Source organism: Pseudomonas sp. KK4 (genome assembly GCF_001984065.1).
Taxonomy (GTDB): domain Bacteria; phylum Pseudomonadota; class Gammaproteobacteria; order Pseudomonadales; family Pseudomonadaceae; genus Aquipseudomonas.
The window spans coordinates 1-11,114 of the sequence record NZ_LYVP01000143.1 but is presented as its reverse complement, the minus strand read 5'-3'; the positions used below and the strand labels follow the sequence as shown (position 1 = coordinate 11,114).

General features: G+C 63.2%; 9 protein-coding genes. 8 read left to right on the top strand and 1 reads right to left on the bottom strand.

The features are described from left to right. Window positions 1–225 precede the first annotated feature (225 nt). From B0W55_RS26390 to B0W55_RS26365, 6 genes are all read left to right on the top strand, one after another. Window positions 226–1,395 carry a M20 aminoacylase family protein gene (locus B0W55_RS26390; RefSeq protein WP_077048855.1) on the top strand — a complete coding sequence of 390 codons (1,170 nt, stop codon included), beginning with the start codon at window positions 226–228 and terminating at the stop codon, window positions 1,393–1,395. Between the two features lie 81 nt (window positions 1,396–1,476). Further along, window positions 1,477–2,787, top strand: coding sequence for a citrate-proton symporter (locus tag B0W55_RS26385; protein WP_077048854.1), 1,311 nt, complete (start codon window positions 1,477–1,479; stop codon window positions 2,785–2,787). A gap of 2 nt (window positions 2,788–2,789) precedes the next feature. Next, window positions 2,790–4,232, top strand: a complete 1,443-nt coding sequence (locus tag B0W55_RS26380) for an amidase (protein WP_175645570.1) — start codon at window positions 2,790–2,792, stop codon at window positions 4,230–4,232. Between the two features lie 71 nt (window positions 4,233–4,303). Further along, window positions 4,304–5,074 carry an IclR family transcriptional regulator gene (locus B0W55_RS26375; protein ID WP_077048852.1) on the top strand — a complete coding sequence of 257 codons (771 nt, stop codon included), beginning with the start codon at window positions 4,304–4,306 and terminating at the stop codon, window positions 5,072–5,074. 288 nt (window positions 5,075–5,362) lie between these two features. Next, complete coding sequence (locus tag B0W55_RS26370; RefSeq protein ID WP_077048851.1) at window positions 5,363–5,953, top strand: YceI family protein; 591 nt, start codon at window positions 5,363–5,365, stop codon at window positions 5,951–5,953. Window position 5,954: 1 nt separating this feature from the next. Next, window positions 5,955–7,112, top strand: coding sequence for a phosphatidylserine/phosphatidylglycerophosphate/cardiolipin synthase family protein (locus B0W55_RS26365; protein WP_077048850.1), 1,158 nt, complete (start codon window positions 5,955–5,957; stop codon window positions 7,110–7,112). A gap of 133 nt (window positions 7,113–7,245) precedes the next feature. On the opposite strand, the gene bglX is transcribed toward B0W55_RS26365, so the two are convergent. Further along, a complete protein-coding gene (gene bglX / locus B0W55_RS26360) occupies window positions 7,246–9,537 on the bottom strand; it encodes a beta-glucosidase BglX (RefSeq protein ID WP_077048849.1) in 2,292 nt (763 codons plus the stop codon). Window positions 9,538–9,784: 247 nt separating this feature from the next. On the opposite strand from bglX, the gene B0W55_RS26355 reads away from it, so the two are divergent. Next, window positions 9,785–10,390 (top strand): LemA family protein, encoded by a 606-nt coding sequence (locus B0W55_RS26355; RefSeq protein ID WP_077048848.1) that lies wholly within the window; start codon window positions 9,785–9,787, stop codon window positions 10,388–10,390. A 27-nt stretch (window positions 10,391–10,417) separates the two neighbouring features. Beyond that, window positions 10,418–11,114 (top strand): YgcG family protein (locus tag B0W55_RS26350; protein WP_077048847.1); only part of this gene is annotated, 697 nt, incomplete at its 3' end.

Below are 11,114 nucleotides of genomic sequence, written 5' to 3'. Positions count from 1 at the left end.
TGCGCAGCCGGACGGGAGCAAGCTCCCTCGCCACATAAGTTCGCTCGCCACATTAGCTTCACCGGCCTGTGGATTTGCATCAGGTTCCACACCGTGGAACCACATTCGATTGTCCTCGCGCGCGTCTCGCGGTTATCTGGCGCTGAGCGCGACCTGCCTTTGATGTGTCGCGAAATCACTGCGAACAAAAAGAACGGGAATTCACCCGGCACGAGGACAACCGCCATGTATCAGCACATCCTCGCCTGGCTCAACGACGTAGCCAGCGACCTGCACGCCACCCGCCACGACATCCACGCCCACCCTGAACTCGGCTTCGAAGAAAACCGTACTTCGGCGCTGGTCGCCCGGTCGCTTGAAGAATGGGGCTACGAGGTCCACACCGGCATCGGCAAGACCGGCGTGGTCGGCGTGCTGCGCAACGGCAGCAGTTCGCGCAAGCTCGGGATTCGGGCCGACATGGATGCGCTGCCGATCATTGAAAACACCGGCGCCGCCTACAGCAGCAAACACCAAGGCTGCATGCACGCCTGCGGCCACGACGGCCACACCACCATGCTGCTGGGGGCGGCGCGTTACCTGGCGGCGACCCGCCAGTTCGACGGCACCCTGACCCTGATTTTCCAGCCTGCCGAAGAAGGTCAGGGCGGCGCCGAGGCAATGCTCGCCGATGGCTTGCTCGAGCGATTCCCCTGCGATGCGCTGTTCGGCATGCACAACATGCCAGGCCTGCCGGCCGGGCACCTGGGCTTTCGCGAAGGGCCGATGATGGCGTCCCAGGACCTGCTGACGGTGACTATCGAAGGCGTCGGCGGCCACGGTTCGATGCCGCATCTGGCGGTGGACCCGCTGGTGGCGGCGGCCAGTGTGGTCATGGCCCTGCAAACCGTGGTGGCGCGCAACATCGATGCGCAGCAGGCCGCCGTCGTAACGGTGGGTGCGTTGCAGGCTGGGGAGGCGGCCAACGTCATCCCACAGCAGGCAATCCTGCGTTTGAGCCTGCGTGCCTTGAATGCCCAAGTGCGCGAACAGACGCTCGAACGCGTGTGCGCCATCATCGACTCCCAGGCCCAGAGTTTCGGTTGCACTTCACGCATCGAACACCGCCCAGCCTACCCGGTGCTGGTCAACCACGCCGCCGAAACCGAGTTCGCCCGCAAGGTCGGCGTCGATCTGCTGGGCGCAGACGCCGTGGACGGCAACACCGCCAAACTGATGGGCAGTGAAGACTTCGCCTGGATGCTGCAGCGCTGCCCCGGCGCCTACCTGTTCATCGGCAATGGCGTGTCGCGGCCGATGGTGCACAACCCGGCCTATGACTTTAACGACGACATCCTCCTGACCGGCGCCGCGTACTGGGGCGCGCTGACCGAGAGCTGGCTCAAGCCGGCCTGACCCCCTCACTTTCTACTGCCGCTGGACCGGGCGCGCTCTGTTGCGCCCGGCATCACCCAACAGGTTTCTGGAGAGTTCCCCATGCACAGTTCAAGCACTGGCGTTTCGCGTACCCGGCAGGTGGTCGCCGCCGTCATCGGCAATGCGCTGGAATGGTATGACTTCATCGTTTACGGCTTTCTGGCGAGCATCATCGCCCGGCAGTTTTTTCCGTCCGAGGACGAATACGCTTCATTGCTGATGGCCCTGGCGACCTTCGGCGTCGGCTTCTTCATGCGCCCGGTGGGCGGCATTTTGCTGGGCATGTATTCGGACCGCAAAGGCCGCAAGGCAGCGATGCAGATGATCATCCGCCTGATGACGGTGTCCATCGCACTGATCGCCTTCGCGCCGAACTACGCCGCCATCGGCATGGGCGCGCCGCTGTTGATCGTGGTCGCGCGGATGCTGCAAGGCTTCGCCACCGGCGGCGAGTACGCCAGCGCCACGGCGTTTTTGGTGGAAAGCGCGCCGGCCCATCGCAAGGGGTTGTACGGTTCCTGGCAACTGGTCGGGCAATGCCTGGCGGTGTTCGCCGGGGCGGGGATGGTGGCGTTGTTTACCCATCTGCTGTCGCCCGAGGCGCTGGACAGCTGGGGCTGGCGCATTCCCTTCATGATCGGTTTGCTGATCGGCCCGGTGGGCCTGTGGATTCGCAAGCACATGGAGGAGCCGGAGGAGTTCCTCGAAGCGCGCAAACAGGCCAAAGGCGCCAGCCCGAGCCTGCTGCAGGTGATCGGCGAACATCGCCGCGCGATTCTGGTGTCGATGGGCCTGGCCTGTGGCGCCACGGTATCGTTCTACGTGGTGCTGGTGAACATGCCGACCTTCGCCCACAAGAACCTCGGCCTGCCGCTGGACCAGGTGCTGCTGGTGCAGATGCTCGCAGTGGCGGTGATGACCGTGGTGATTCCGTTGTCCGGCGCGCTGTCGGATCGCCTCGGTCGCCGTCCGGTGCTGATGGCCTTCACCCTGGCGTTTTTCCTGATGGTCTATCCGCTGTACGTGTGGGTCGCGGCGGCGCCTTCTGTGGAGCGTTTGCTGGTGATGCAACTGCTGTTGTGCAGCGCGATCGGCGGCTTCTTCGGCCCGGCACCGACGGCGCTGGCCGAGCAGTTTCCCATCGAAGTGCGCTCCACCGGGGTCTCGGTGGCGTACAACGTCGCGGTCATGGTGTTCGGCGGTTTCGCGCCGCTGATCGTCACTTGGCTGAGCAAGGTCCTGGCCACGCCGGTGGCGCCGTCCTTCTATGTATTGTTCGCTTGCCTGCTGACGCTGTTGGGTACTTACTGCATGCAGGAGGCGCCGCGGGCAAAGCGATCCGTCGCCCTTAACCTTGAGGTGAAATCTTGAGCATCCATCCGATCGTTGAACTGGACGCCGATGCGTTGTCCCGTGCCATCCACTCGCGGCAAGTGTCCTGCCGTGAGGTGATGCAGGCCTATCTGGCGCAGATCGAGCGCTTCAATCCCCAGGTCAATGCACTGGTGTCGCTGCGCCCGGACCAAGAGCTGCTGGACGAAGCCGACGCCTGCGACCGTCAACTGGATCAGGGCCAGTCCCGGGGCTGGATGCACGGCATGCCGCAGGCGATCAAGGACCTGGCGGCCACTGCCGGTCTGCGCACCACCCTGGGTTCGCCGCTGTTTGCCGAGCAGGTGCCGGCCCACGATGCCATCAGTGTGGCGCGGGTGCGCGACGCCGGGGCGATCATCATCGGCAAGAGCAATGTCCCGGAATTCGGCCTCGGCTCGCAGAGCTACAACACCCTGTTCGGCACCACCACCAACGCTTACGACCCGACGCTGGTGGCCGGCGGCAGCAGCGGCGGGGCGGCGGTGGCGCTGGCCTTGCGCATGCTGCCGGTGGCCGACGGCAGCGACATGATGGGCTCGCTGCGCAACCCGGCGGCGTTCAACAACGTGTTCGGTTTTCGCCCGTCCCTGGGCCGCGTGCCCCATGGTCCGGCGCCCGAGGTGTTCGTCCAGCAACTGGCCACCGAAGGGCCGATGGGCCGCACCGTCACCGACGTCGCCCGCCTGCTCGGCACCCAGGCCGGCTACGACCCGCGAGTGCCATTGTCGCTGACCCAGGACCCGGAGATGTTCCATCAGTCGCTGGTGCAGGATTTCAGCGAGGTGCGCGTCGGCTGGCTCGGCGATTACAACGGTTACCTGCCAATGGACCCGGGTGTGATGAGCCTGTGCGAATCGGCGCTGCAGGATTTCGCGGCGCTGGGCTGCAAGGTCGAAGCCTGCTGGCCGGATTTTTCCATGGAGCGCCTGTGGCAAACCTGGCTGGTGCATCGGCACTGGCTGGTGCACGGCAGCCTCGGCGCGCTGTATGCCGACCCGCACAAACGCGACTTGCTCAAGCCCGAAGCGCAATGGGAAATCGAGGGGGGCATGGGCCTGAGCGCGGCGGACGTTTATCAAGCGTCGGTCAGCCGAAGCGAGTGGTATCGGGCGTTGAACGAGTTGTTCGAGCGTTACGATTTCCTGTTGCTGCCCACTGCCCAGGTGTTCCCTTTTGATGCACGCACACCATGGCCGCGCGTCGTTGGCGGGCAGACCATGGACACCTATCACCGTTGGATGGAAGTGGTGATCGGCCCGACCCTGGCCGGTTTGCCGAGCATGAACGTGCCGGTGGGCTTCAACCCGCAGGGTTTGCCGATGGGCCTGCAAATCATTGGCCGGGCCCAGGCCGACCGCGCCGTTTTGCAACTGGCTTATGCCCACGAACAACTGACGCAATGGGTCAAGCGTCGCCCACCCGCCTGTCTGCAAAACGCCTGAGCAAGCCTGCCAGGCGCGTAACTTGCTGTACTTTATAGTTCATCCATTTCGGGCAAAGGGAGGTCGACTATATGGACAGCAAGGCAGAAACCGGCAGCGTGCGTTCCGTGGAGCGCGCCCTGGCAATTGTCGAGTTGCTGGGCGAGCATCAGGCGCTGGGCCTTGAGCAATTGCATTACCTGACGGCCCTGCCCAAGGCTACGGTGTCGCGCATGTTGCTGACCTTGCAGGAGCAGGGTTGGGTCTATCGCGGTTTGAGTGACCGGCAATACCGGCTGTGCGCCAAGCGCTTGTTTGGCGACAGCCAGCTGCGCTTCAAGCGGCGCCTGGTGGAACGTGCCGCGCCGCTGTTGCTGGAGCTGAGCGAACGCACCGGGCTGGTGGCGGACCTGTCGTGCTTCGACGGCGAACGGGTGGAGGTCATGGAAAGCTCGATCCCCGGCGTGCTGCGCAAACGCTATCCGAACAACTGCCAGATCGTCGGGCACCATGCCAGTCTGTTTCATTCCGCCATGGGCCGGGCGTGCCTGGGTGAACTTCAAAGCCATGAGGTGCAGCGCCTGGCCCAGCGTGAACGGCTCGATGACGAGTCGGTGTTCAGTGCCACCGAACAAGTGTTGCATCAGGGGTTTGGCCAGCGCACCGAGGGCCATTGGGAATACCCGGTGCGTTTGCCGTTCCTGATACGCGCGGTAGCGCTGCCGATTCACGCCGATGGTCGACTGGTGGGCAGCATGGCCCTGCACTGGCCGATGGATGAGGCGCCGGTGGAGCGGGTTTTGAGTTTGCACCTCAACAGTCTGGCGGCGACCATTGGCCATGTGCAGCAGGCGATGGCCTAGATGAAGTCCCGCGGGTGAAAACTTGAAGCAGGGGGGCGTGGTGAGGGGATTTATCCCCGCTGCGCTGCGAAGCAGTGCCAATGCTTGAAGGTGCAATTTGCCTGATACAACGTATCGTCTGGTTTTGGGAGTGCTTCGCGCTCCAGCGGGGATAAATCCCCTCACCACAAGGAATACCCTCACCACAGCTAATCCCATCCAAAGGGAAGGTGTTGAGGCGAAGAAAGTTTGCAACCTGTGTCAGGGCGGTTAAGGTTCAGCACAGGTTTCTCTGCCCCACGGGTTTCTATGTTCAAGCGGTCTGTCACTCACACCCTCGCCCTGTTGCTGTTGAGCGGCGCTGCGCTGTCGGCCCGGGCCGATTGGTACCTCGATGGCGAGTCCTCGCGGTTGTCCTTCGTCAGCACCAAAAACGCCAATGTCTCCGAAGTGCAGCGCTTTCTGGTGTTGCACGGCAAGGTCGAACCCAGTGGCTTGGCGCAGGTGGAGGTCGAGCTGGACTCGATCAACAGCGGCATCCCGTTGCGCGACGAACGCATGCGCAAGGAACTGTTCGAAATCGAGAAATTCCCTGACGCGCTGATCACTACGCACATCGATCTGCGCCCGATCAACGACCTGGCCCCCGGCGCGCAACTGGAGTTGCGACTGCCCCTGACCGTCGACCTGCACGGCAAACAACACACCTACGACGCCGAACTGCTGGCCACCCGCCTGGATGATCGACGCTTCCAGGTGGTCACCCTGGAGCCGCTGGTGATCAATGCTGCAGACTTCGACCTGGCCCCTGGCCTGGAAGCCCTGCGCCAGCTCGCCGGGCTGTCGGCCATCAGCCTGTCGGTGCCGGTGGGTGCCGTCCTGATCTTCACGGCGCGCTGACATGGCCGGCGCGATTTTTCCATGGCGTGAAGGCAACAGCTTCGAGCTGCTGATCGACGGCCCGCAGTTCTTTCCGCGCATGCTGGTGGCCATCGCCCGTGCCGAAGAACAAGTCGAACTGGAGTTGTACCTGGTGGAGGCGGGCGCCTGTGCCGAGGCCATGGTGCAGGCATTGGTCCAGGCCGCCGAGCGCGGGGTGCGGGTGCGTTGCCTGTTCGATGATTACGGCAGCCTCGCGTTTACCCTGGCCTTGCGCCAGCGCCTGACAGCCGCCGGGGTCGAGTTGCGGTTCTACAATCGCCTGAGCTGGCGACGCTGGGTCGGCAATTTCTATCGCGATCACCGCAAGTTGCTGCTGGTGGACCAGCGCCTGGCAGTGGTCGGCGGCACCGGCGTCACCGATGAGTTCTGGAGCCCCGGCGAAGACGTCAGCGAGTGGCATGAAGTGATGGTGGAAATTACCGGCCCTTTGGTGCTCGACTGGCAGTTGCTGTTCGACCGGCAATGGATCGCCAACCGCCATCGCCGCGCCTGGAAGCCCGCCTCGCATTTCGGCCTGCCGCGCCTGCCCCGGGTACCGTCCACCGGCGAGGGCATGGGCCGGGTGGCCTACGCCGACGCCCGCCAGCACCGGGACATCCTGCAATCGCTGATTCGTGCGTTGAACAGCGGTCAGCGGCGTATCTGGCTGGCCACGCCGTACTTCCTGCCCACCTGGAAAGTCCGCCGCTCCCTGCGCCGCGCGGCTGCCCGGGGCGTCGATGTGCGCCTGCTGCTGACCGGCCCACGCACCGATCACCCGTCGGTGCGCTACGCCGGGCATCGCTACTACCCGCGGTTGCTCAAGGCTGGGGTGAGGATCTTCGAATACCAGCCGTGTTTCCTGCATTTGAAGATGGTGCTGATCGATGACTGGGTGAGCATTGGCTCATGCAACTTCGATCACTGGAATTTGCGCTTCAACCTAGAGGCCAATCTCGAAGCGCTGGACCCTGAGTTGACGCGAGCGGTGGCGGCGAGTTTCGAGACGGATTTCGCGCTGAGCCAGGAAGTGAGCCTGGAGGCCTGGAAACGCCGGCCGTTGTGGCGACGAGTCAAGCAGCGGGTGTGGGGATGGGTGGATCGGGTGGTGGTGAATCTGCTGGATAGACGGGGATAGTCGCCACACCTCAATACAAAGTGGGAGCGGGCTTGCTCGCGAAGGCGGTCTGTCAGTCAATGAAGTGTTGACTGGAAGACCGCTTTCGCGAGCAAGCCCGCTCCCACAGGTGGTGATGTGTTGCTTCGAAAAACTACAGCAACTCAAAGCTCTGCTGCGTCACGTCCCTGGAATCCAGGCCGATCTGCACGTTGAACTTGCCAGGCTCGGCTGCGTACTTGAGCTGGGCGTTGTAGAACTTCAGGTCGTCCTCGGTGATGGTGAAGTGCACGACTTTCTGTTCGCGGGCCTTGAGCAGCACTTTCTGGAAGTTCTTCAGCTCTTTGATCGGGCGGATCATCGAGCCGGCGACGTCCTGGATGTACAGCTGCACCACGGTTTCGCCGTCGCGCTTGCCGGTGTTTTTCACGGTGACGCTGGCGTCGAGCTTGCCGGTCTTGTTCAGCGTGGTCGACGACAGCGCCATGTCGCTCAGGCTGAAGTCGGTGTAGCTCAGGCCATAGCCAAACGGGAACAGGGGGCCTGTGGTGTCATCGAAATACTGCGAGGTGTAGTTGCCCGGCTTGCCCGGGGTGAAGGGCCGGCCGATGCTCAGGTGGTTGTAGTAGGTCGGAATCTGACCTACCGAGCGTGGGAAGGTGATCGGCAGTTTGCCCGACGGGTTGTAGTCGCCGAACAGCACGTCGGCGATGGCGTTGCCGCCTTCGGTGCCGCTGAACCAGGTTTCCAGGATCGCATCGGCCTGGGCGTTCTCTTCGAGAAGCGACAGCGGACGGCCGTTCATCAGCACCAGCACCAGCGGCTTACCGGTGGCTTTGAGGGCGCGGATCAGTTCACGCTGGTTTTCCGGGATGTTCAGGTCGGTGCGGCTCGATGATTCGTGGGACATGCCACGGGATTCGCCCACGGCGGCGACCACCACGTCGGCATCCTTGGCCGCTTTCACCGCTTCGTCGATCAACACATTGGCCGGGCGCGGATCATCGACCACTTCCGGGGCATCGAAGTTGAGGAAGTTCAGGTAGTCGAGGACTTTCTTGTCGCTGGTGATGTTGGCGCCACGGGCGTAGATCAGCGTCGATTTGTCGCCGATCACATTGCTCATGCCGTCGAACAGGGTCACCGATTGTGCCGGCTTACCGGCGGCGGCCCAGCTGCCCATCATGTCGATCGGCGCCTTGGCCAGCGGGCCGACCAGGGCGATTTTCGCGGTTTTCTTCAGCGGCAGGGTTTCATTCTGGTTCTTGAGCAACACCAGGCTGCGGCGTGCCACGTCGCGGGCTTCAGTGCGGTGCAGGCGGCTGTCGGCGTAGGTGTCGGCCGGGTCATCCTCGGCCTTGCCGATGCGCAGGTACGGGTCCTTGAACAGGCCCATGTCGTACTTGGCGTCCAATACCGCACGCACGGCGTTGTCGATGTCGCTCTGCTGGATCTCGCCGGACTTCAACAGGCCCGGCAGCTCCTTGCCGTACAGGGTGTCGTTCATGCTCATGTGGATGCCGGCCTTGATCGCCAGCTTCGCCGCTTCGCGACCGTCAGCCGCCACGCCGTGCTTGATCAGCTCGAAGATCGCCCCGTGGTCGCTGACCGCCAGGCCCTTGAAGCCCCAGTCCTTGCGCAGCAGGTCGTTCATCAGCCAGGTGTTGGCGGTGGCCGGTATGCCGTTGATCGAGTTCAGCGCCACCATCACGCTGCCGGCACCGGCGTCGATGGCCGCGCGGTAGGGTGGCAGGTAGTCCTGGTACATCTTGACCGGGCTCATGTCGACCACGTTGTAGTCGCGGCCACCCTCGACCGCGCCGTACAGGGCGAAGTGCTTGACGCTGGACATGATGCTGTCGGCGGCATTGGCGCCGGTGCCCTGGAACGCCTTGACCATCACCCCGGCAATGCGCGACACCAGGTAGGTGTCTTCGCCGAAACCTTCGGAGGTGCGGCCCCAGCGCGGGTCGCGGGAGATATCGACCATCGGCGCGAAGGTGATGTCGAGGCTGTCAGACGCGGCTTCCTTGGCGGCGATGCGACCGGACAGGCCGATGGCGTCCATGTCCCAGCTCGAGGCCAGGGCCAGCGGGATCGGGAAAATGGTGCGGTGGCCGTGGATCACGTCGTAGGCGAAGAACATCGGGATCTTCAGGCGGCTGCGCATGGCCGCGTCCTGCATGGGACGGTTTTCCGGGCGGGTGATGGAGTTGAACGTGCCGCCGATGTTGCCGGCGGCGATCTCCTTGCGGATCAGCTCCCGGGGCATTTCCGGGCCGATGCTGATCAGGCGCAGTTGGCCGATTTTTTCATCGAGGGTCATCTGCTTCATCAAATGGCTGACGAAGGCTTCCTTGTTTTCAATCGGTGCGGGGGTCGTGGCGGCCAATACGGTATGACTGGCCAGGCTGACGAACAGACCCAGCAAACACAGCTTCTTCATGAATAGTTTTCTCAAGGGCCCAAGCGGCGATGCACACGCCGGACAGCCAAAATTTAGGGAGCGTCTATTGTTGTTCGGATGCAGGCTGAAAAAACGCCAGCCAAACGACGGATGTTTTTTCGCGCAGGGCCTCTTTTTAGCCCATCAGTGCGTCGCAATCCAGAGGCGCGGCCGATTATGCCCCAAGAGCCGGCCAAGAAGGTTGCCGGTTGTTTTTTCCATGCAATGTGAAGGGAGCATCACTGTGATGAATGTACGACAGTCCTACCGGTCGAGGCTGCAGATCGCCACGCTGCTGGTGTTGGCCACCTTGTTGACCGCCTGTGGCATCAACAACATCCCGACCTTGGACGAGCAGGCCAAGGCCGCGTGGGGGCAGGTGCAGAACCAGTATCAGCGCCGTGCCGATCTGATTCCCAACCTGGTGGAAACGGTCAAGGGCTATGCCAAGCATGAGGAGGAGACCCTGACCGCAGTGATCGAGGCGCGGGCCAAGGCCACCTCGATCCAGGTCGATGCCTCGACCCTGGACAACCCGGAGAAGCTCAAGCAGTACCAACAGGCCCAGGATCAGCTCAGCGGGGCCTTGAGTCGTTTGATGGTGGTGTCCGAGCGCTATCCGGATCTGAAAGCCAACCAGAACTTCCTGGCCCTGCAATCGCAGCTCGAAGGCACGGAAAACCGCATCGCCGTGGCCCGGCGCGACTTTATCCTCGCGGTGCAGAAGTACAACACCGAGATCCGCACCTTCCCCGGTCGCCTGTGGCACAGCGTGATGTACAGCGACCTGCCGGTTCGCGAGACCTTCGAGGCCACCCCAGGCTCGGAAAAAGCACCGCAAGTGAAGTTCTGAAACGGCTGTGCACGGATGGGGTTGCCAATGCGCGTGATGAAGATGGGCCTGGTGCTGTGGCTGTGGGTGTTTGCCATGGCGGTCCAGGCCGACTTGAAGTTTCCCGAGCTGACCGGGCGGGTGGTGGACAACGCCCAGATGATCGAGCCGGCCGTGCGCGAACAGCTGACGCAACAGCTTCAGGCCCATGAAAAGACCACCGGCGAGCAGTTGGTGGTCGTGACGTTGCCAGACCTGCAGGGCACCGACATCGCCGACTTCGGCTATCAACTGGGCCGTTACTGGGGCATCGGCCAGAAAGACAAGAACAACGGTGCCTTGCTGACCATCGCCCGGGATGAGCGCAAACTGCGGATCGAGGTGGGTTACGGCCTGGAAGATCGCCTGACCGACGCCCAGAGTTCGGTGATCATCAATCAGGTGATCACCCCGGCGTTCAAGGCCGGCAACTACAGCAAGGGCATCAGCGACGGCGTGGCGGCGATGCTGGTGGTGCTGGGGGGCAATCCGCTGGACGAGCCGTCGACGGTGTATGAGTCCGGCGGCGACCCGGAGGACGATTTCGTCTCACGCCATCCGGGGCTGTTCGTGTTTTTGGTGTTGTTGTTCATCCTGACGGTGTTTGTTTGCCAGATGCTCGGTATCCTGCCCGCCGGCCGGGGTGGTTCCGGTGGTTCCGGGGGCGGCTTTGGCGGTGGCGGCGGCTTCGGCGGCGGTGGAGGCG

Excerpts from the sequence above, each read along its gene's own strand:
- B0W55_RS26390 (WP_077048855.1), top strand. The coding sequence starts at position 226 with ATGTATCAGCACATCCTCGCCTGGCTCAACGACGTAGCCAGCGACCTG.
- B0W55_RS26385 (WP_077048854.1), top strand. The coding sequence starts at position 1,477 with ATGCACAGTTCAAGCACTGGCGTTTCGCGTACCCGGCAGGTGGTCGCC.
- B0W55_RS26375 (WP_077048852.1), top strand. The coding sequence starts at position 4,304 with ATGGACAGCAAGGCAGAAACCGGCAGCGTGCGTTCCGTGGAGCGCGCC.
- B0W55_RS26370 (WP_077048851.1), top strand. The coding sequence starts at position 5,363 with ATGTTCAAGCGGTCTGTCACTCACACCCTCGCCCTGTTGCTGTTGAGC.
- B0W55_RS26365 (WP_077048850.1), top strand. The coding sequence starts at position 5,955 with ATGGCCGGCGCGATTTTTCCATGGCGTGAAGGCAACAGCTTCGAGCTG.
- bglX (WP_077048849.1), bottom strand. The coding sequence starts at position 9,537 with ATGAAGAAGCTGTGTTTGCTGGGTCTGTTCGTCAGCCTGGCCAGTCAT.
- B0W55_RS26355 (WP_077048848.1), top strand. The coding sequence starts at position 9,785 with ATGAATGTACGACAGTCCTACCGGTCGAGGCTGCAGATCGCCACGCTG.